The 20645-nt window shown below is 68.5% G+C and carries 19 protein-coding genes and 1 tRNA gene; 17 read left to right on the top strand and 3 right to left on the bottom strand.

The annotated features are described in order from the left end of the window. The first annotated feature begins 318 nt into the window (after positions 1–318). The 5 genes from VMT40_RS04270 to VMT40_RS04250 all read left to right on the top strand — a co-directional run bounded on the left by VMT40_RS04270 (position 319) and on the right by VMT40_RS04250 (position 2550). The gene (locus VMT40_RS04270; RefSeq protein WP_326356634.1) at positions 319–960 is read left to right on the top strand and encodes a type II secretion system F family protein; all 642 of its coding nucleotides are present in this window, start codon (positions 319–321) and stop codon (positions 958–960) included. After that, positions 957–1553, top strand: a complete 597-nt coding sequence (locus tag VMT40_RS04265) for a type II secretion system F family protein (protein ID WP_326356633.1) — start codon at positions 957–959, stop codon at positions 1551–1553. The genes VMT40_RS04270 and VMT40_RS04265 overlap by 4 nt, the downstream gene beginning before the upstream one ends. Positions 1554–1631: 78 nt before the next feature. Beyond that, a complete protein-coding gene (locus VMT40_RS04260; protein ID WP_326357189.1) occupies positions 1632–1826 on the top strand; it encodes a DUF4244 domain-containing protein in 195 nt (64 codons plus the stop codon). 35 nt (positions 1827–1861) lie between these two features. Continuing rightward, positions 1862–2173, top strand: coding sequence for a TadE family type IV pilus minor pilin (locus tag VMT40_RS04255; RefSeq protein ID WP_326356632.1), 312 nt, complete (start codon positions 1862–1864; stop codon positions 2171–2173). Beyond that, positions 2173–2550 (top strand): Rv3654c family TadE-like protein, encoded by a 378-nt coding sequence (locus tag VMT40_RS04250; RefSeq protein WP_326356631.1) that lies wholly within the window; start codon positions 2173–2175, stop codon positions 2548–2550. The genes VMT40_RS04255 and VMT40_RS04250 overlap by 1 nt, the downstream gene beginning before the upstream one ends. A 353-nt stretch (positions 2551–2903) precedes the next feature. On the opposite strand, the gene VMT40_RS04245 is transcribed toward VMT40_RS04250, so the two are convergent. Then, the gene (locus VMT40_RS04245) at positions 2904–5300 is read right to left on the bottom strand and encodes a DEAD/DEAH box helicase (RefSeq protein WP_326356630.1); all 2397 of its coding nucleotides are present in this window, start codon (positions 5298–5300) and stop codon (positions 2904–2906) included. Positions 5301–5734: 434 nt separating this feature from the next. Between VMT40_RS04245 and VMT40_RS04240 the strand changes: the two genes are divergently transcribed. The 11 genes from VMT40_RS04240 (at position 5735) to VMT40_RS04190 (ending at position 17978) form a co-directional block, all read left to right on the top strand. After that, positions 5735–5938: a cold-shock protein gene (locus VMT40_RS04240; RefSeq protein ID WP_033089373.1), complete on the top strand. Its 204-nt coding sequence runs from the start codon at positions 5735–5737 to the stop codon at positions 5936–5938. A gap of 243 nt (positions 5939–6181) precedes the next feature. After that, the gene (topA, locus tag VMT40_RS04235) at positions 6182–9136 is read left to right on the top strand and encodes a type I DNA topoisomerase (RefSeq protein ID WP_442789899.1); all 2955 of its coding nucleotides are present in this window, start codon (positions 6182–6184) and stop codon (positions 9134–9136) included. A gap of 117 nt (positions 9137–9253) precedes the next feature. Beyond that, the gene (locus VMT40_RS04230) at positions 9254–9760 is read left to right on the top strand and encodes a DinB family protein (RefSeq protein WP_326356629.1); all 507 of its coding nucleotides are present in this window, start codon (positions 9254–9256) and stop codon (positions 9758–9760) included. Positions 9761–9802: 42 nt separating this feature from the next. Then, a complete protein-coding gene (locus VMT40_RS04225; RefSeq protein ID WP_326356628.1) occupies positions 9803–11017 on the top strand; it encodes a DNA polymerase III subunit delta' in 1215 nt (404 codons plus the stop codon). Between the two features lie 82 nt (positions 11018–11099). After that, positions 11100–11172: transfer RNA gene (locus tag VMT40_RS04220), tRNA-Thr, on the top strand. A 112-nt stretch (positions 11173–11284) separates the two neighbouring features. Continuing rightward, positions 11285–12367, top strand: a complete 1083-nt coding sequence (locus VMT40_RS04215) for an ABC transporter substrate-binding protein (RefSeq protein WP_326356627.1) — start codon at positions 11285–11287, stop codon at positions 12365–12367. Then, positions 12364–13377 carry an ABC transporter permease gene (locus tag VMT40_RS04210; protein WP_326356626.1) on the top strand — a complete coding sequence of 338 codons (1014 nt, stop codon included), beginning with the start codon at positions 12364–12366 and terminating at the stop codon, positions 13375–13377. Before VMT40_RS04215 ends, VMT40_RS04210 begins: the two co-directional genes overlap by 4 nt. Next, complete coding sequence (locus tag VMT40_RS04205; RefSeq protein WP_326356625.1) at positions 13371–14213, top strand: ABC transporter ATP-binding protein; 843 nt, start codon at positions 13371–13373, stop codon at positions 14211–14213. Before VMT40_RS04210 ends, VMT40_RS04205 begins: the two co-directional genes overlap by 7 nt. Continuing rightward, positions 14210–15625, top strand: coding sequence for a pyridoxal-phosphate dependent enzyme (locus VMT40_RS04200; RefSeq protein ID WP_326356624.1), 1416 nt, complete (start codon positions 14210–14212; stop codon positions 15623–15625). The genes VMT40_RS04205 and VMT40_RS04200 overlap by 4 nt, the downstream gene beginning before the upstream one ends. Beyond that, positions 15622–16311, top strand: coding sequence for a YcnI family copper-binding membrane protein (locus tag VMT40_RS04195; protein ID WP_326356623.1), 690 nt, complete (start codon positions 15622–15624; stop codon positions 16309–16311). Before VMT40_RS04200 ends, VMT40_RS04195 begins: the two co-directional genes overlap by 4 nt. Then, the gene (locus tag VMT40_RS04190) at positions 16308–17978 is read left to right on the top strand and encodes a copper resistance CopC/CopD family protein (RefSeq protein ID WP_326356622.1); all 1671 of its coding nucleotides are present in this window, start codon (positions 16308–16310) and stop codon (positions 17976–17978) included. Before VMT40_RS04195 ends, VMT40_RS04190 begins: the two co-directional genes overlap by 4 nt. A gap of 3 nt (positions 17979–17981) precedes the next feature. Here VMT40_RS04190 and VMT40_RS04185 read toward each other — a convergent pair whose 3' ends face one another. Beyond that, the gene (locus VMT40_RS04185; protein ID WP_326356621.1) at positions 17982–19046 is read right to left on the bottom strand and encodes an NAD(P)H-dependent amine dehydrogenase family protein; all 1065 of its coding nucleotides are present in this window, start codon (positions 19044–19046) and stop codon (positions 17982–17984) included. Positions 19047–19071: 25 nt separating this feature from the next. After that, positions 19072–19857, bottom strand: a complete 786-nt coding sequence (locus VMT40_RS04180; RefSeq protein ID WP_326356620.1) for an SDR family oxidoreductase — start codon at positions 19855–19857, stop codon at positions 19072–19074. Between the two features lie 133 nt (positions 19858–19990). On the opposite strand from VMT40_RS04180, the gene VMT40_RS04175 reads away from it, so the two are divergent. After that, the gene (locus VMT40_RS04175; protein ID WP_326356619.1) at positions 19991–20638 is read left to right on the top strand and encodes a TetR family transcriptional regulator; all 648 of its coding nucleotides are present in this window, start codon (positions 19991–19993) and stop codon (positions 20636–20638) included. Positions 20639–20645 lie beyond the last annotated feature (7 nt).

Here is a 20645-nt window from a genome sequence, read left to right as displayed (position 1 = left end):
GCCACTGTGTTGCAGCCCGTTCGGTGTGGCCGGATCGAGATTCACCGGTCTGCGTTTGAGCCTGCGTAACCCATGTTCTCGGCATGAGCTCCTGGAAGACGCTGTGGTGGAGGATGATTCGGGTCCGGCATCGACGGAGAGCCGCTGATGAACCTCGACCCCCGAGCGATCGCGCCGGTGCTGGCCTGCCTCGCGTTCGCATTGCTCCTCGCGCCCGCGCCCGCGAGTCGTCTCCGCTTCGAGTGGCTGTTCGTTCGGGCCGAGAAACCTCGAAAGCCTGTTTCTTGCTGGATGATTCGAATCGCACCCCTCGTTTGCGTGCCGACGGCTGTGCTGGCCGGTCCGGGGCCGGTGGTGGCCGCCCTGTTGATGACGATCACGATCTGGATTCGGCACCGGCGGGCTCGGCGGGAGCGTTCGCGTGCCGCGGCGTCCGCCACCCTGCTGGAGGGTTTGGAGGCGGTGATCGGTGAACTGCGCATCGGCGCGCATCCGAGCGCGGCGGCCCGGGTGGCGGCCCAGGAGACCGAAGCGGAAGTGGCGCGGGCCTTCTCGACCAGCGCCGCCCGCAGCCGACTCGGTGGGTCCGGTGCCGAGGGCCTGCGCCGTCCCGGCTCGATCGTGGCCGGTGAGCTGGAGCGGGTGGCCGGGGCCTGGCGGGTGGCCGAGCGGCACGGTCTGGCGCTGGCCGAGCTCCTCGGCGCGGCCCGTCTGGATCTGCTCGGCCGCAGGCGTTTCCGCGAGCGCACCCGGGCCGCGCTGGCGGGCGCCCGTGCCACCGCGACGGTGTTGGCCCTGCTGCCATTGCTCGGCATCGGACTGGGTCAGCTCATGGGTGCGTCTCCGCTGCGCGTGCTGTTCTACTCTCCGGCGGGCACGGTGCTGCTGCCCCTGGGCTCCGCCCTGACCTGCGCCGGACTGCTGTGGGCCGATGCCATTACCGACCGGGTACTGCGATGACCGCATCGTGCGCCGCCCTGTTCGCGGCCGCGGCCCTGCTGATGCTGCCGGGTCGGGTCGACGCGGTCCGCCGCCTTCGTCGACTGCACGACCCCGCACCCAGCGGGCCGAGCGCCGGGACGGCCGGAACGGAGCCGGACCCGCTCGGCGTCGCCTCGACCCTCGACCTGCTGGCGGCCTGCCTGCGCGCCGGATTGCCCACCGCCGCAGCGGCGGCGGCCGTCGCGGCCGAGGCCCCCGAGCCATTGGCCGGAACCCTGCGCCGGGCCTCCGATCTCCTGACCTTGGGCGCGGATCCGACCATGGCCTGGGCGCAGGCCAGCGCCGGAATCGCCGACGACTCGGTGGCGGCCCTGGCTCGGATGGCGCGCCGCTCCGCGCGCTCGGGAGCCGGATTGGCCACGGCCGTGGCCGAACTCGCGGAGCGCCGCCGCGCGGAGCTCGAGGACGCCGCCGCCGCGCGGGCCGAACGCGCCGGTGTGCTTATCGGCGGTCCGCTGGGCCTGTGCTTCCTGCCCGCCTTCCTGTGTCTGGGGATCGTTCCCGTGGTGATCGGCCTGGCCGGTCGGGTGCTGGAGGGCGGACTGCTGTGACCGAGGACGACTGTGCCGGTGCGGAATCGCCGCACCGGAGCGAGGGAAGGAGTGAGTGTGGGATCGACCGTTCGAAGCCTGTTCTGGGGAGCCCGAACTCGACTGTGGCATGTTCTCACCGCCGAAAACGGTATGAGCACGGCAGAATACGCGATCGGGACAATAGCCGCGGCGGCCTTCGGGGCGGTGCTGTACACCGTGGTCACCGGCGACAGCATCGTGAATGCGCTGACCAAGATCATCGACAAGGCACTGAAGACTCCCGTCAAGTGACGTATGCCACACCACCTTTGGATACCGAGGCGGGCATGGCGACCGTTGAAGCGGCCATTGCGCTGGCCGCGCTGGTCGCGGTGCTGTTGCTCGGCATCGGAGCCCTGCTGACGGTGTCGGCGCAGGTGCGCTGTGTCGATGCCGCCCGCGAGGCGGCCCGCCTGGCGGCGCGCGGCGACTCGGCCGCGGCGGTCTCCACCGCGCGCCGGGTCGCACCACCCGGTGCCCGGATCGAACTCAGTGCCGACGGCGACTTGGTCGTGGCGGAGGTGAGTGCCCGCGCGACAGTGCTTCCCCTCATCCTGCGCGCGACGGCCGTGGCGGCTCGTGAGCCGGGGGAGCCCTGATGAGACCGACCGGCCGGGACCGACGGGACGGCGAGGCGGGAGCGGTGACGGTCACCGCCTGCCTGGCCCTGATCGGCGTGCTCACGTCCATGGTCCTGATCGCGCAGATCGGCGTCGCGGTGGCCGCTCGACATCGGGTGCAGGCCGCGGCGGACCTGGGCGCGCTCGCTGCGGCCGGTGCCCTCGACGGTGGGAGCGCGGCGGCCTGCGCCCGGGCGGTCGAGGTGGTGGACCGGATGGGCGCGCGGTCGGCGGGCTGCGTGGTGCGCGGATGGGATGTGACGGTGACGGCCGAAGGGCGGATTTCGCTGGGTCCGCTGGGGCGTCGGGAGGTGCGCGCGGCGGCGCGGGCGGGACCGGCGGAGGGAGAGGGGTAGCGAGGCAATATCTCGTACCGAGCGGTTGGTTAGAAATGCGATGGCGCGGGCCACATCGGCAGTCGATCAATGTCGAAATTCGATGAATATGATCGGCGAATTGATTGGGTATCGATCACTTTCCAATTCGTTCTCCGAGACTCATTGGAATGAATGCACAGGTAAATCCGGGGGCGACATTATCGAACGGAGCAACCCCTCAGTTAACAGGATCACATCCCTTTTTAATCGTCTTCGGCCCCTGGCGTGTCGCAGACACCTCCGAGCACTCCGAACGCGCCCGATACCAACCAGCTGATCACGCCGACTGGTTGGTCGGATGGCGCTCCGGTCTCGCTCCGGCGACGGCGGCGTCACGGTTCGGGGGTGCCATCGTCACCTTCCCCGAGCTCGGCCAGGATTGCCCGCAAAAGCCGGGCCGCACCGGCCTTGTCCAGGGGATTGTTGCCGTTCCCGCACTTGGGTGACTGCACACAGGACGGGCAGCCGGTGGCGCAGACGCAGGAGTCGATGGCCCCCAGCGTGGCCGTCAGCCAGTCCCGCAGTCGCGCGAACCCGCGCTCGGCGAAGCCCGCGCCGCCGGGATGGCCGTCGTAGACGAAGACCGTCGGCAGCCCGGTATCGGCGTGTTCGGCCGTCGACACGCCGCCGATATCCCAGCGATCGCAGGTCGCGACCAGCGGCAGCATGCCGATGGCGGCGTGTTCGGCGGCGTGCAGCGCCCCCGCGGCGTGTCGCGCGTCGATTCCGGCCCTGGCCAGCAGGCCCGGCGTGACCGTGTAGAAGACCGCCCGGGTGGGCAGCGTCTGCGCGGGCAGGTCCAGCGGAATCATGTCCAGCACTTCGCCGCTGGGCAGTCGGCGCAGGTAGCCGATGACCTGCCGGGTCACCAGGACGTGCGCCAAAGCCGTTGTGACCGAGCCATATCGGCGTTCTTCGGTCACCTCCTCGATCTCCAGCGAGGTCACCGCCCGCGCGCTGGTGCTCCACCCCGGCGTGTCGGCGTGCACCAGCGCGACGCCCTCGTCCAGGTCCAGCTCGTCGACCACATAGCTCTCGCCCTGGTGCAGGTGCACCGCTCCCGGATGCAGCGTGGCCGGGGCCCGACCGGCATCGGTGGTGCCGAGCATGCGGCCCGATTCCCCATCCACCACCGCGACCGCGGTGCCGATGCCGCCGCGCACGTCGACCGCGTCGTGCGGATGCGCGTCGGCGGTCACGAACCAGCGCGCGCTTCCGTCTCGGGCCACGCCGTCCCGACGCCGGATCAAACCCTGTTCGGCCAGGTCGGACAGCAGATCCCAGGCTCGGAAGTCGTGCACCTCGGCATCGCTGAGCGGCTGTTCCAGGGCCGCGCACAACAGGTGCGGCCCGAGCACGTAGGGATTGTGCGGATCGGTGATGCTGGCTTCGAGCGGCCGCCCGAGCAGGGCCTCCGGATGGTGCACGAGGTAGGTGTCCAGCGGGTCGTCACGGGCGATGAGCAGCACCAACGACCCCTGCGTGCGTCGCCCGGCGCGCCCGGCCTGCTGCCAGAAGGAGGCCACCGTCCCCGGATATCCCGCCACCACAACGGCATCCAGCCCCGCGATGTCCACGCCCAGTTCCAGGGCGTTCGTGGTGGCCGCGCCCAGCAGCGCGCCCTCCGACAGCGCCGTCTCCAGGGCCCGCCGATCCTCGGCCAGATATCCGGCCCGATAGGCCGCGACACGCCCGGGGAGCTGCGCGTCCACGTCCGCAAGCAGGCGTCGCGTGTCCATTGCCACCAGTTCGGCCCCGCGTCGCGAGCGCACGAAGGTCAGGGTGCGTGCCCCCTCCGCGACCAGATCCGCCATGACCGTCGCGGCCTCCGCACCCGCCGAACGCCGCACCGCCGCACCGTTTTCCCCGGTCACACCGGCCCCGAGCAGCGGCGGCTCCCACAGCGCCACGGTCCGCGACCCCTGCGGCGACCCGTCTTCGGTGACCGCGACGCACGGTGCGCCGATCAGCTTTTCGGCGGTGGCCGCGGGATCGGCGGTGGTCGCCGAGCACAGCACGAAAACCGGATCCGCCCCGTACCGCGCGGCGAGTCGCCGGAGTCGGCGCAGGACCAGCGCCACGTGCGAGCCGAAAACCCCCCGGTAGATATGACATTCATCGACCACGACGTATTTGAGCTGCCGGAGCAGCCGCGCCCAGCGCTGATGCGACCGCAGCATGCCCACGTGCAGCATGTCCGGATTGGTGAATACCCACCGCGCGTGCGCGCGCACCCACTGCCGGATCTCCGCCGGTGTGTCGCCGTCATAGGGCGCGGGATGCACGTTCCGCAAGGGATCTTCGCTGGTCAGCTCGTTGACCATGCGCAGCTGGTCGGCGCCCAGCGCCTTGGTCGGCGAGAGATACAGGGCCGTGGCCCGCGGATCGGCCTGGAGCGCGGTCAGGACGGGCAGCTGATACGCCAGCGATTTTCCGGACGCCGTCCCGGTCGAGACCACCACGTGCCGCCCCGCCGCGGCGAGGTCCGCGGCCCGGCTCTGGTGGCTCCACGGCTCCTCGATTCCGGCCTCCTGAACTGCGGCGATGACATCCGGAGATGTCCATTCGGGCCATTTCGTGATCTGCGCCGCACGCGGCGGTAGTTCGGTGACGTGCGTGAGCCTGCCGTCGCCTGAAACGCCGCCGTTTAGGACACGATTCAGCAACGATCTCCCGTAGCTGATGTCGCTGTTGTCTCCGGTCCGTCGCGGCTGATCTTCATCATTCATCGAGTCGTCACCGCGACACGCCCAACGGGTGCGAAAGGTGTGTGCGCCCGCCGCTCTACCTGCCATTTCACTACCGAGTAGCGGCCTGTCTCACACCCTGTTTGCCAGATGCTCGCTCTGTTATCTGGAAGCAAACCAACTTCAAGTACGGATTTGGGCATTATGCCCCTCACCTGCGCATTCGCAAGATCAACTTTTTTGCAAATTGTGGGTAACTCGGCTGTTGAATTGCCCGAAGACATGGTTCACTGGTTCCTGGTCGCAAGCTTCTGTGTTCGAGGGAACGGATCCAAAGTCCAAACCATCAGCAGGATCGATGTTGCGAACGGTGTACTGGGTGATTCCTGCAGGGGGAACAGAGTACAGCGGTCGGAACGGACCCGGTGGATGAACCTACTTGTCCGCCGTTCCGGTATGGAAAGAGAAGGAACAGAATGGCACAGGGAACTGTGAAGTGGTTCAACGCGGAGAAGGGGTTCGGCTTCATCGCGCCCGAGGACGGCTCCGCTGACGTCTTCGTCCACTACTCCGAGATCCAGGGAACGGGCTTCCGCACCCTCGAGGAGAACCAGAAGGTCGAGTTCGAGGTTGGCCAGGGCACCAAGGGCCCGCAGGCCACCGGTGTTCGCGCGCTCTGAGAGCGAGCCAACCCACAGGTTCCGTCCCCCATCGCCTCCGGGCGGTGGGGGACGACCCATATCTGGACCCATTACACTCGATCACGATCAGGGGCTACATCGTCGCCGCGCACCAGCCGCGGCCTTTGAACACGGTATAAACGTTGCTGGCAGCGATATCGGACATCGCAGCCGTTTGCCCCAGCCGCGGTAGAGCGCGTACACCAGCTCCGACGCGGATCGAGACGAAAGGTGTGTTCGCCGGTGGCAACACGAGACCGCGGTGCAGCGCCGAACTCCAAGGCAGCGCCCGACCAGGGCCGCTCCCTGCGTCGTCTCGTGATTGTCGAGTCGCCGACGAAGGCCAAGAAGATCGCCCCCTACCTGGGCCGCGGTTACGTGGTCGAGGCGTCGGTCGGTCATATTCGGGACCTGCCGCGCGGTGCGGCGGATGTGCCCGCCAAATACAAAGGACAGCAGTGGGCGCGCCTCGGCGTGGATGTCGATCACGACTTCGAGCCCATCTATGTCGTCAGCCCCGATAAGAAGGGGAAGGTCAGTGAGCTGAAGAGCCTGCTGGCCGACGCCGACGAGCTCTATCTCGCCACCGACCCCGACCGCGAGGGCGAGGCCATCGCCTGGCATCTGCTCGAGACGCTCAAGCCCAAGGTGCCGGTGCGGCGCATGGTGTTCCACGAGATCACCGAGCCCGCCATTCAGGCCGCCGCCGCCGACACCCGTGAGCTGGACCAGGACCTGGTCGACGCGCAGGAGACGCGACGCATCCTGGACCGGCTCTACGGCTACGAGGTCTCGCCGGTGCTGTGGAAGAAGGTCATGCCGCGACTGTCGGCGGGCCGGGTGCAGTCCGTGGCGACGCGCGTCATCGTGCAGCGGGAGCGCGAACGCATGGCGTTCCGGTCCGCGGAGTACTGGGATATCGCGGCCAAGCTGGACGCGGGCGGCAATGAAGAGGGCGGGAATCCGCGGGTTTTCGGTGCGCGCCTGGTCAGTGTCGAGGGCGCGCGCGTGGCGACCGGTCGTGATTTCGGATCCGACGGGCAGCTGAAATCGCAGGGCGTCGTCGTGCTCGATGCCGGGTACGCGCAGCGATTGGCGGAATCGTTGCACGGGGTGGACTTCACGGTCACCTCGGTGGAATCCAAGCCGTACACGCGAAAGCCGTACGCGCCGTTCATGACCTCGACGCTGCAGCAGGAGGCCGGGCGCAAGCTGCGTTTCACCTCCGAGCGCACCATGCGGGTGGCGCAGCGGCTGTACGAGAACGGCTACATCACCTATATGCGTACCGACTCGACCACCCTGTCGGAGTCGGCGATTCAGGCGGCGCGGGCGCAGGCCACCCAGTTGTACGGCGCGGAGTACGTGAGTCCCACACCGCGGCAGTACAACCGCAAGGTCAAGAACGCGCAGGAGGCGCACGAGGCCATTCGTCCGGCGGGTGACACCTTCGCCACGCCGGGGCAGCTGCACAACAAGCTCGACGGCGACGAATTCCGTTTGTACGAGCTGATCTGGCAGCGCACGGTGGCCTCGCAGATGCAGGACGCGCGCGGCACCACCTTGACGGTGCGGATCACCGGTGTCGCGAATTCCGGTGAGGAGTGCGTGTTTTCGTCCTCCGGCCGAACCATCACCTTCCCGGGCTTCCTCAAGGCGTATGTGGAGAGTGTCGACGAGGAGGCGGGCGGCCAGTCCGATGACGCCGAATCGCGGCTGCCCGCGCTGACCGAGGGCCAGGGCGTGACGGCCATCGAGCTGCTGCCGGACGGGCACACCACCAATCCACCGGCGCGATTCACCGAAGCCTCGCTGATCAAGGCGCTGGAAGACCTTGGTATCGGCCGTCCTTCGACCTACTCCTCGATCATCAAGACGATTCTCGACCGCGGCTACGTGTACAAGCGCGGTAGCGCGCTGGTGCCGTCGTGGGTGGCGTTCGCGGTGATCGGGCTGCTGGAAGAGCACTTCGGGCGGTTGGTGGACTTCGACTTCACCGCGGCCATGGAGGATGACCTCGACGCCATCGCCGGTGGTCGCGAACAGCGCGGAAACTGGTTGTCCTCCTTCTATTTCGGCGGCGATCACGGTGCCGAGGGTTCGGTGGCGCGCTCGGGCGGCCTGAAAAAGATGGTGGGCGAACGGCTCGACGGCATCGACGCGCGAGAAGTCAACTCCATCAAGCTGTTCGCCGATGCCGAGGGCCGCGATGTGGTGGTGCGGGTCGGCAAGTTCGGGCCGTATCTCGAGCGCACGATCGTCAATCCCGATGACCCGGACGGGGATCCGATCTCGCAACGGGCCAACCTGCCCGATGATCTGCCGCCGGACGAGCTGACCCCGGAGGTCGCGGAGAAGCTGTTCGCGACGCCGCAGGAGGGTCGTTCGCTGGGCACCGATCCGGCGACCGGGCACGAAATCGTCGCCAAGGAAGGGCGTTTCGGGCCCTACGTCACCGAAATCCTGCCCGAGCCCGCCGACGATATCGACACCGGCGCGAAGAAGACCGCGAAGAAGGCGGCCGACAAGCCGAAGCCGCGCACCGGGTCGCTGTTCAAGTCCATGAGTGTCGAGACCGTGACCCTGGACGACGCGCTCAAGCTGCTGTCGCTGCCGCGCGTGGTGGGTGTGGATCCGGCTTCCGGGGACGAGATCACCGCGCAGAACGGGCGGTACGGGCCGTACCTGAAGAAGGGCACGGACTCGCGCTCGCTGACCGGCGAGGATCAGATCTTCACGGTCACGCTGGAGGAGGCGCTCAAGATCTACGCCGAGCCCAAGCGGCGTGGCGGGCAGTCGGCCAGCGCGCCGCCGCTGCGTGAGCTGGGTGTGGACCCGGTGTCGGAGAAGCCGATGGTGATCAAGGACGGGCGATTCGGCCCGTACGTCACCGACGGTGAGACCAATGCCAGCCTCCGCAAGGGCGATGAGGTCGAATCCATCACCGATGCGCGGGCCTCGGAACTGCTGGCGGATCGACGGGCCCGCGGGCCGGTGAAGAAGGCCGCGAAGAAGACGGCCAAGAAGGCGGCGGCGAAGAAGACCGCGGCCAAGAAGACCGCGGTGGCCAAGAACGTCGTCAAGAAGGCTGCCGCGAAGAAGGCGGCGGCCAAGACGGCCGATGGCGTCACGACCAAGAAGGCCGCGGCGGCCAAGAAGGTCCCGGCGAAGAAGGCCGCTGCCAGCGCGCAGTCCTGAGATCGGACGATCGAAGCGCCCCCGTCGTCGCGGGGGCGCTTCGCTTTTTCGCCGCGTTGGTGTCGGTGTCCTGCCGTAGCGTGAGTACTGGAATTCGAACCAGTGGAAGGACATTCGATGACCGTCGACCTCGAGCGTGAAGAACTGATCAAAATTCTCGACAGTCAGCGGGAGATGTTCCGGATCACCCTCCGGGGCATCGATGACGCACAGGCGCGCGAGCGCACCACGGTCAGTGAACTCACCCTCGGCGGTCTGCTCAATCACGCGGTGAACGTGGAGAAGCACTGGACGACGATTCTGGTCGAGCGCGATCCGAACTCCGAATTCGATGTCTCGCGAATGGATTCCGAGTACCGGCTGGGCCCGGATCAGACGGTGGCGGGACTGCTGGCGGAGTGGGAGGTGGTCGCCGAGCACACGGCCAAGCTGATCCGCGAGCTACCCAACCTCGATGATTCGGTGCCGACGCCGACCGCGCCCTGGGCTCCCGAACGCGTCCACCTGACCGTCCGCTACATCCTGCTGCACATTCTGCGGGAGATCGCGCATCATTCCGGCCACGCCGACATCATTCGGGAGTCGCTGGACGGAGCCAACACCACGTATCAGCGCGCCAACTGACCGTCGGCCTGGCTGTCGGGGGTGGCGGCTAAGGTTGTCGGCGTGGCGGGTGTCTTCGATCGACTGGTCGGCCAGGGTGCGGTCGAGTCCGAGTTGACGGCTGCGGCGGTGGCGGCGCGGGGTGGGGCCGGATCGTCGTCGGCCATGACGCATTCGTGGTTGTTCACTGGGCCGCCCGGATCGGGGCGCTCGGTGGCCGCGCTGTGTTTCGCCGCGGCCCTGCAGTGCACCGATGCGGGGACGCCCGGCTGCGGGCGCTGCCACGCGTGCACCACGACCATGGCCGGAACGCACGGCGATGTCCGGCGGGTGGTGCCCGAGGGCCTGAGCATCGGCACGAAGGAGATGCGCGAGATCGTGCAGGTGGCCTCGCGGCGGCCGAGCACCGGGCGCTGGCAGGTGGTCGTGGTCGAGGACGCCGACCGGTTGACCGAGGCGGCGGGCAATGTGCTGCTCAAGGTGGTGGAGGAGCCACCGGAGCGGACGGTGTTCCTGCTCTGCGCGCCCTCGGTGGATCCGGAGGATATTTCGATCACGCTGCGATCCCGGTGCCGCCATGTGCATTTGGCGACGCCGTCGGTCGCCGCCATCGCGCAGGTGCTGCGCGAGCGGGACGGCCTGGACGCGAAGGTCGCCGAGTGGGCGGCCTCGGTCAGCGGCGGTCACGTGGGCCGGGCCCGGCGACTGGCCACCGACGACCAGGCCCGCGCCCGCCGCAAGCGAGCCCTCGCGCTGGTCACGGCCACCGCACGGCCCGCCGCGGCCTACGCCGCCGCCGACGAACTGGTGAAGTCCGCCGATGACGAGGCCAAGCAGGTCAGTGCCGAGCGGGACGAGAAGGAACGCGAGGAACTGGCCGTCGCGCTGGGCGCGGGCGGCACCGGCAAGGGCGCGGCCTCGGCCACCCGTGGTTCCGCGGGCGCGCTGAAAGAACTGGAGAAACGCCAGAAATCGCGCTCCACCCGCACCGGCCGCGACGCCCTGGACCGAGCCCTCATCGACGTGGCGGGCATGTACCGCGACGCCCTCGCCGTCCGCTTCGGCGCCGCCAAACCCGATTCCTCCTCCGGCGTCGTCCTCACCCACCCGGACATGGCCGACCAGATCCGCGAACTCGCCACCGACGTCCGCCCCGAAGGCCTACTCCTCTCCATCCAAGCCGTCCTCGACTGCCGCGAAGCCCTCGAAACCAACGTGAAGCCCCGCTTCGCCCTGGCCGCCATGGCCGCCGCCCTGATAGCGGCCCGCTCCACCTGACCCGGCGTGCCCTCGGTGACCACGACCACCCGTTTTCGCGAAACGGGCACGAGACGATAGACTCGCGAGCGCCGCAAGGCACGCCGCCTTAGCTCAGTCGGTAGAGCGCTTCACTCGTAATGAAAAGGTCGGGGGTTCGATTCCCCCAGGCGGCTCGGAAAGAGGCGAGGACCAGTGGGTCCTCGCCTCTTTTTGTGTTTGGGGGACTTGTGTTCGTGGTGAGGGGAAGTCTGGTTGGGGGGTGGGTGGGTTTGGGAGTGTGGCGGGGTGAGTGAGAGCGAGCTGGGCGCTGGGCGGGATGCGGACGAGTCGGAGGACTTGGGAGCGGCTGGGGAGGTGGAGGTTCCGGGGATTTCGCGGCGAAAGTTGTTCGCGGGGGCCGGGATTGCGGCGGCGGTGGTTGCCGGGGGTGGGGTGGGGGCGTGGTTGACCGCGCGGCGGACGCCGGGGGTGAGGGCGGCGAATCGGGCGTTGAAGATCGGGTTCGGGGGTGGGATTTGTGAGGCGCCGTTGTTCGCGGCATTGCATCAGGGGATTTTCGAGAAGCATGGGCTGAAGGTCGAGGTGGTCAAGACCGGGTCCGATGAGATCAAGGATGCGGTGGGGGCCGGGAAGCTGGATGCGGCGCCGGGGATCTTCTTCTCGTGGCTGAAGCCGATCGAGCAGGGGATCGATGCCAAGTTGGCGGCGGGGCTGCACGAGGGGTGCTTGCGGATCATCGTGCCGCCGGAGAGCGCGATTCGGTCGGTGGCCGAGTTGCGGAACAAGACCATCGGGGTGGCGGCCATCGGGGATTCGTCCATGTCGTTCTTCTCGTTGGATCTGCTGGACGCGGGGATCAATCCGAGTCAGGACGTGGAGTGGCGGGTGTTTCCGGGCGATCAGCTGGGGGACGCGCTGGCCCGGGGCGAGATCCAGGCCGTCGCGGGCAGTGACCCGAACGCGCTGCTCCCGCTGTTGAAGGGCAAGGCGCGCGAGCTGACCAATAATCAGCAGGGCGCCAATCGGGAGCTGTTCTGCTGCGCGACCGCGATCAATGGTCGGCTACTGCGGGAGGATCCGGACACGGCGCGGGCGCTGGTCACCGCGTGGGCGGAGGGCAGCCGCTGGGTGGGCGCCAATCTGGCGCAGACCGCGGCGCTCGAGGTCGACAATAAATATGTGGCGGCGGATCTGACGGTGGTCGAGTCGACCTTGAAGACCTACGGCTACAACCCGTCCGCGGTGAAGTTCAAGCCGGAGATCACCCCGGGCATCGAGAAGTTCGCCAAGACCGGGTATCTGGACCGGAAGACGGATGCGCGGGTGCTCGCCGACAAGGTGTACGCGGATCTGGGGCTGACGTGGTGACGACCGCTCCGGCGGAAACCCTTGCGGCGGAGGCGAAAACGGAGGTCGCGAAGCGGCCGATCGCGTACGCGCCGACGCTGGGTTTCGCCACGGCCTGGTCGCTGTGGGTGCTGACCACGGCGGTGACGCTGGTGGTGCCGGACCAGCTTTCGGCGGCCGCGCCCACCGCCGTCGGAATACTCTTTGCGGCAATAACTTTCGGACTCACCGCCTGGGCCGCGCTCGCCTATCGCCATCGCGGCGCGACGCTGCGGCTGCGGCATTGGACGCCCTGGATCGGTGTGCTGGCCGCATGGCTCCTGGTGTGGGAGTACAGCACCGCCAAGACCGGCTGGCTGGAGCCGCCGCACTTCGCCTCGCCGCAGCAGATGCTGCTGGTGTTCTACGAGGACGGCGGGCTGCTGCTGTCGTGCACGTGGCACTCGCTGCTGTTGCTGGTCACGGGATTCGCCATCGGCGCGACGGGCGGGTTGGTGACCGGCATTGCCACCGGATGGGCGAAAAGCGTTGCCTACTGGACGAATCCGGTGCTCATGACCATCGGGCCGGTGCCACCCGCCACCATTCTGCCGCTGGTGTTCATCCTGTTTCCGAGCACGTATCTGGGCAGCCTGTTCATGGTGGCGCTGGGCGTGTGGTTCCCGGTGTCGTTCCTGACCCGGGTGGGCGTGTCCGGGGTGGCGCGCGGATATTTCGATGTGGCGCAGACCCTGGGTGCCTCGAATCGATTTCTGATCTGGCGGGTGGCGGTGCCGGGTGCGCTGCCGAACATTTTCACCGGCCTGTTCATGGGGTTGTGCGCGTCGCTGACCGCGCTGGCGGTGGCCGAACTGCTCGGGGTGAAGAACGGGCTGGGCTGGTACATCCAGTGGACCAAGGGCTGGGCGGCGTACCCGCGCATGTACGCGGCGATCGTGATCATGATCGTGGTGTGCTGCACCGCGATCGCGGGTCTGCTCCGGGTGCGCAATCGCGCGCTGGCCTGGCAGAAGGATTTGGTGCGATGGTGAGCCAGGGGATCGCGGTGGATATCGACGGGGTGTCACACCAGTTCGCGGTGGCGGGGGCGCGCAAGCGCACAATCCTGGACCGGGTACTGGGGCGGCCCGCGCCGGTGCCGACCCGCGCACAGGAATTGGGGCGATTGCGGGTGCTCACCGATATCTCGCTGCGCATCGAGCCGGGGGAATTCGTGGCCTTGCTCGGGCCGTCGGGGTGCGGGAAGTCGACGCTGTTGCGGCTGCTCGCCGGGCTGGAGCGGCCGTCCCGGGGAGCGCTACGCGCGGACGGCGAACCCATTGTCGGCCCGGATCCGCATCGGGCCTTGATGTTTCAGGATCCGACGCTCTACCCGTGGCGGACGGTCGAGCAGAACGTCGCGCTCGGACCGCAGGCGCGCGGAACGCTGGCTGCCGAGCGGGAGCATGTGGTGCAGGCGCTGGAACTTGTTGGGCTACAGGGCTTCCGGGATGCCTTCCCCGCGCAGCTCTCCGGCGGCATGGCACAGCGGGTCGCGCTGGCGCGCGCACTGGTGAATCGACCGCGCCTGTTCCTGCTCGACGAACCGCTGGGCAAGCTCGACGCCCTGACCCGCGCGACCCTGCAGGGTGAGATCGCGCGGCTGTGGGAGCGTGATCGATTCACGGCCGTACTCGTCACCCATGACGTGGACGAGGCGCTGCGGCTGGCCGACCGGGTCGTGGTGTTCACGCCGCGGCCCGGAAAAGTGGTGCGGGACTTGTCGATCGAGCTGCCGCGCCCGCGTGACCACGATGATCCCGAATATCTCCGATTGCGCCGAGAGCTGTTCACCGCGCTCGGCGAGACAGGCAGGGCTGCCGCATGACCGGTGTTTCCACGCACGCCGCGGGCGTGTTCGACTCCGTCGCCGAGGCCATCGGACATACGCCGCTGGTGCGGCTCAACCGGGTCGTCGACGACATCCGCGCCACCGTGTACGTGAAACTCGAATATCTGAATCCCGGTGGGAGCGTCAAGGATCGAGCCGCGCTCGGCATGCTGCTTGCCGCCGAACAGGCGGGGGAGCTGCGTCCCGGTGGGACGGTGGTCGAGGCCAGTTCCGGCAATACCGGGCTCGGGTTGGCCGCGTTGGCGGCCGCGCGCGGGTACCGGACCATCGTGGTCGTCCCGGATCGGGTGAGCGCGGAGAAGAAGGCACTGCTGCGGGCGCACGGCGCCGAGGTGCACGAGACGCCCGGACTGCGGCCGGTCGACCATCCCGAACATCTGCGCTCGGTCGCGCTGCGGTTGACCGCGGAGATTCCCGGGGCCTGGTTCGCGGGACAGTACGACAATCCCGCCAATCCGGCCGCGCACAGGGCGACCACCGGACCCGAGATCTGGGAGCAGACCGGCCGGCGCGTCACGCATTTCGTGGCGGGCATCGGGACCGGCGGAACCATTACCGGGACCGGTGAATATCTGAAGGAGGCGTCGGGCGGGACCGTCCGCGTCATCGGGGCCGACCCGGTGACCTCGGTGTACGGCGGCGGCGACGGGCGGATCTGGTACGTGGAGGCGGTCGGGCACTTCCGGCACCCCGAGACCGCGGTGGATGAATGGCCGGAGTCATATCACCCGGAGGTGGTGGACCGGATCGAGCGGATACCCGACGTCGAGGCCATTCGGATCCTGCTTCGGGTGGCGCGTGAGGAAGGGCTGCTGCTGGGCGGTTCCTCGGGGACGGCCATCGCGGCGGCGCTGCGGACCGCGCGGGCGCTCGGGCCCGAGGATGTGGTGGTGGTTATCGCGCCCGACTCGGGGCGGGCCTATCTGTCGAAGTACTACAACGATGAATGGCTGGGCAGCCTGGGATTTCCGCTGACCACGGCGGCGACCGGCGTGGCGGTCGGCGCGGTGCTGAGCGACCTCGAGCGGGACGCGAATCTGGCGGCGGTGCCGTCGGGGACGACCGTGGGTCAGGCGCGAGCGCTCTTGGGTGAGAGTGACGCGCTGCCCGTTGTTCTGCAGCGCCCGGCCTCTGGACCGACCGTGGTGGCCGAGATTCTCGGTGCCGTCACGGCCGCCGACCTCGCCGATGCACCCGAGACGGACACGGTGAGTGAACATCTCGGAACACCGCTGCCATTCGTCGGCACCACCGAACCGCTCGCGCAGGCAGTCAGCCGGATCGCCGGACGGCCTGGACCCGTCGTTCTCGCACACGAAGGGCGAGCCATCGCGGTCATCGATGCGACGCGGCTCACCGATTACACGGAACAGGAAGAAACACAGTGACATTCGCACGTTGGACCGCCGTGGCGGTGGTCGCCGCAGGACTCGGGCTGGCGGGGGCACCGACGGCCGCGGCCCACGTCGGGATCAGCGCGCCCGATGCCGAGCCCGGCGAATTCGCGGTGGTGACGGTGCGAGTGCCGACCGAATCGGCCACGGCCGGGACGGTGAAGCTGGAAATCACACTGCCGCAGGATCATCCGCTCGCGGTGGTGCGCAATGAGTCGGTCGCGGGATGGGACGTGACGCAGCAGCGGGCCACCCTGGCGACACCGGTCGACAATGGGCACGGTGGCAAGGTCAGCGACTACGTCTCGAGCGTCACTTTCACGGCGCGCGACGGGGTTTCGATTCGACCCGGGGAATTCGGGGAGTTCAAACTCCAGGTCGGCCCGCTGCCACACACCAATGAACTGGCGTTTCCGGCCATTCAGACCTATAGCGACGGCTCGGTCGTTTCCTGGATCGAGCGATCCTCCGATGGCACCACCCCGGACAAGCCCGCGCCGGTGCTGAAACTGTCGGCCGCGCACGACGGTACGCACGGACAACCCGCCGCCGCGCCGACCGAGTCCGTGACGCACAAGGATTCGTCACGCCGACTCGCCGAGGCCGCCCTGGTTGTCGCGCTCGGTGCGCTGGCCGTGGCGGCCGCGCCGAAGCTGCGGCGCGTTCGCATCAAGAGATGACCGCGAGACGGTCGCCGCGCGGGACGCGGCGGTCGCTCGCCGCGCTGATACTTCTTCTGGGATACGCGGCCGCCGCGATATTCCTCGGCGCGGCAACGGCTTCCGCGCATGCGGTGCTCGTCAGCAGTGACCCGGCGTATGGCGCAATGGTCGATCACGCGCAGGATAGGGTGTCGATCACCTTCGACGAGCCGGTGACGGCCGCGCCGAACGCGGTCACGGTGACTGATCGCGATGGCGGGCGCGTGGATACCGGCAATGCCGAGACCTCGAACGGCGGGCGCACCATCGCGCTGCCGCTACGGTCCGGAACTGCCAATGGGACCTACCTGCTGGGCTGGTCACTGCTGTCGGCCGACGGTCACGTGGTGGCGGGCTCGATCGTCTTCGGCATCGGCGTCCCACCCGACCTGACGGTGACCGCAGCCCACCTCGACCCGCTGATCGCCATGCTCGACACCGTGGTGCGACTACTGACGGCAGTCGGCTACCTGGGAATCGTGCTGGCTGTGGGCATTCCACTCGCCGTGCGACTGATCTGGCCGGAAGCGTCGCGAGCCCGCGCGATCACCCAAGTGATCCGTGTCGGTGCGGCCGCGACGGCGATCGCGGCCTTCCTGACCTTCGCGGCCACGCCGGGGCGGCTCGCGGGTGCTGCCGGATGGGGCAACGCGCAAGTGTGGGTGCAGTCGGCGGCCTCACTATTGGGTGCCTCGGCGCTGGTTCGGGTTGTCGCCGCCACAGTGCTGGGTTGGGCGGCGACGGCGGGAAGAGTCACTGCCGTCAGACGCGATATGACCGCGGGAGCCGCGGCCGCCGCGGTGGTGCTCGCTGTGGCGGTGTCCGGTCATGCCGTGACGGGTGAATATCGTTGGGCTGCTGTAAGTTCGACGGTCCTGCATGTTGTCGCCATGGCGGTGTGGGTTGGCGGGGTGATTCTGGTCGGTCTGGCGTGGCGGACGACGCGGCGGGCCGAGGTGGTCGCGCGATTCGGGCCGGTGGCGGGCGGGGCGGTGACCGTCCTGGTGCTGAGCGGGCTGGTGCAGAGTTGGCGGGCGGTGAGTCCGGTTGCCGCGCTGTGGGATACGTCGTGGGGGCGGTTGCTGTTGGTGAAGCTGGTGCTGGCGGCGTTGGCGGTGGGGGTGGCGCTGGTGGTGCGCACGGCCGGAACCGGCGGTGTCGTGTTGGCTGGGGCGAGCTCGGCGCGGCGATGGACGATCGGGCGGCGGTCGGGCCGATCGGTGTGGGCCGAGATCGGGCTGCAGGTTGCGGTGTTGGTGGTGACCGCACTGCTGACGGGGGTTGCTCCGGCGCGCGATACCTATGATCCGGCGGCCACTTTGGAGGCATCTGTTGGGCCGCTGCGGGCGCAGGTACATGTGGACGGGACGCATGCCGGGCGGCAGGAATTCACTGTGCGGCTGCGTGATTCGTCGGGCATGCCGGTTGGGGCACTGGAAGTCACCGGGCGATTGGAGCGGGTCGAGGGTGGGACCGGGCCGGTGGAGGTGGTGTTTCGGCGGGTTGAGCCGGTGGAGCTCGGGCCGGATTACTTTGTGTCGCGGGCGGTGCCGGTGCCGGTGGCGGGGGAGTGGCGGTTGTGGCTGACCGTGGTGGCGGATCGGACCAAGGGATACGCCGCCACGGTGCCTTATCGGGTGTGGTGAGGGTCAGGAGACCAGGCCGCGGCCGGTGGTGAGGGGGAGGTCCGTGGCGGTGAGGAGGCCGGGGCGGGCCGCGACGACGGCGGGGACGGCGCTGACGAGGCGGGCGGCGGTGCCGACTATGCCCGCCTCGGCGTGGTCACCATTGCTGTAGAGCTGGAGGTCGAGAATGTAGTCGGGCTCGCCCTGGACTTCGACTCGGTAGCAACCCTTTCCGGCGGGTTGTGGCCAGTCGGGCGCCAGGTCGGGGTGCAGGCGGGTGGTGTGTTCGAGGGTGAGGATCTCGCGGCCCTTGCTGATGCCGTGCACCTGGAAGCGCAAGGCCGCTGCGGTGCCCGCGGCGATGGTGTGGCTGCCGACCTTCAGCTCCTCGGTGGCGGGCAGGCGCTCGAAATGCTGTGTGACGGAGTCGAGTTCGATGTCCAGGGCGGCGGCGAGCTGGCGAACGACACTGCCCCAGGCGAGGGTCAGGACACCCGGCTGCAGGAGCAGCGGTAGATCGTCCAGCGCGCTGCCGAAGCCCATGATGTCGAACAGCACCTTCGGGTTGTCGTAGGTGGAGTAGTCCATCACCTCCGAGCAGATGATCTTGTCGATGCGCTCGGAGCCGCTGGTCAGCAGCAGGGGCAGCCAGTCGTTGGCCCAGCCGGGATCGATGCCGTTGACCCACAGGGAGGCTCCGCCCGCCTCGGCCGCCTCGACAATGGGTGCGATGGCCTCATCGGGGAGGGTGCCGTAGGGGAACTGCAGGAAGACAGGGCTGCTCGAAATGACGTTGATGCCCGCGCGGAGGAAGGCCTTCAGGTCTTCCACCGCCTCCATCAGGCGGTCGTCGGCCATGGCGGTGTGAATGATGCAGTCGGGCCGCAGCGCCAGCAGCGCCTCGGCGTCCTGGGTTGCGGTCACACCGATTTCGCGGTCGAGACCGGCCAGCTCACCGGCGTCCTTACCGGCCTTCTCGGCGCTGGAGACCCAGACGCCGACCAGGTCGAGTTCGGGCCGGGCGATAATGGAGCGCAGGGTGCGACGGCCGACATTGCCCGTGCTCCACTGGACTACGCGATAGGTCATGGGAAAGCTCCTGTGGTGCAGACGATTACAGGTCCGGAATCGGAAGGTCCAGGTTGGGTGCGGCAATGCCGCCGTCGACCTCGAGCACCTTGCCGGTGACGTAACCGCCCGCGCGTGAACTCAGGTAGACGATGGCGGCGGCGATCTCCCACGGCTCGCCGAGCCGGTGCAGCGGGGTGGCGTCCTCCATCTGCTTCTTGATCTCCGGTTGTTGTGCAACGACTTCCAGTGCCGAGGTGAGCACGGAGCCGACGGCGATGGCGTTCACGCGAATGCGCGGGGACAGGTCGGCGGCGGCCAGTCGGGTCCAGTGCGCGAGGGCCGCCTTGGCGGTGCCGTAGGCCAGGAAGCCGCGGCCGGGGGAGCGGCCCATCATCGAGGAGATATTGACGACCGAGCCACCGTCGTTCTTCAGCATGTGCGGCACCGCGGCGCGGGTGAGGGCGTGCGCGGTGGAGACGTTGAAACGGAATGCCTCTTCGAGGAATTCGGACGTGGTGGTCAGGAACGTATTGGGCATGGTGCCGCCGACATTGTTGACCACGATGTCGAGGCGGCCGAGCTCGGCGGCGGTATCGGCGAGGGCGGCGACGGCGGAGAGGTCCGACAGGTCCGCCGGGACGGTGACGGCGGTGCGGCCCAGGGCGCGGATCTTGCCCGCCACCTCGTCGAGCTGGGCGGCGGTGCGGGCCGAAATGACCACGTCCGCACCGGCTTCGGCGAGGGCCAGGGCGGTGGCGGCGCCGATGCCGCGGCCCGCGCCGGTCACGACGGCCACGCGGCCGTCCAGTCGGAAGGTGTCCAGGATCATCGCGAAATCAGTCCTTCTCGGGTGACGACAGTCACAAGCAGCTTTAAGCAATAATTCTTAACCGTCAAGGTGAAGTTCTTTATCCGCTGGTGAACGGCTATGGTGCACACTGTGTCGAGGAGGAGGGCGAGCGGTGGCGGTAAGCGAGAAAAAGCAGCAGCCGCAGGCGCGTGAGCGCATCATCGAGGCGGCGGAACGGCTCATCGCCGAGCGCGGGCAGGCGGTGCCGCTGCGCGATATCGCCGCGGCCGCGGGACAGCGGAACAACTCGGCCATCCAGTACCACTTCGGATCCCGGGACGGGCTCATTCTCGCGGTGGTGGAACACCGGCTCGCCACGCTGGAGGTGCGGCGGCTGGAACTGCTCGCCGAACAGTCGGCCGCGGGCGCGACCGGCGTGCACGATCTGCTGGAAGCGCTCGTCATTCCCATGCTCGAGCTGAGCGATCAGCAGGGGATCGACCACTACGGGCGGTTTCTCGAACAGATACACACCCACCCCGCGGTCAACGACGCGGCCAATCTCGAATCGGCGCGGCGCACCTCGGTCCGGGTCATCATGCGGCAGCTCGAGCGGGAGCTGACCGAACTGCCGAAACGGTTGCGGCTGCGGCGATTACGGGCCTTGCCGACCATCCTGTTCGCGCTGCTGGCCGATCACGAGCGGGCCGTGGAGGCCGGGCGGGTGACGGCGGGCGATGTGGCGGCCTGGGGTGAGATCGTCGACATGCTCGCGGGGGTGCTGACCGCGCCGGTCGTGGAACGCGCGCCGATTCGCTGACGCGGCA

The sequence above is a fragment of the Nocardia sp. CDC160 genome, from assembly GCF_035818795.1.
In the GTDB taxonomy this organism is placed as follows: Bacteria; Actinomycetota; Actinomycetes; order Mycobacteriales; family Mycobacteriaceae; genus Nocardia.
Note: the sequence above shows the minus strand (reverse complement) of the source record. Positions and strands in the feature narration are given on the sequence as shown.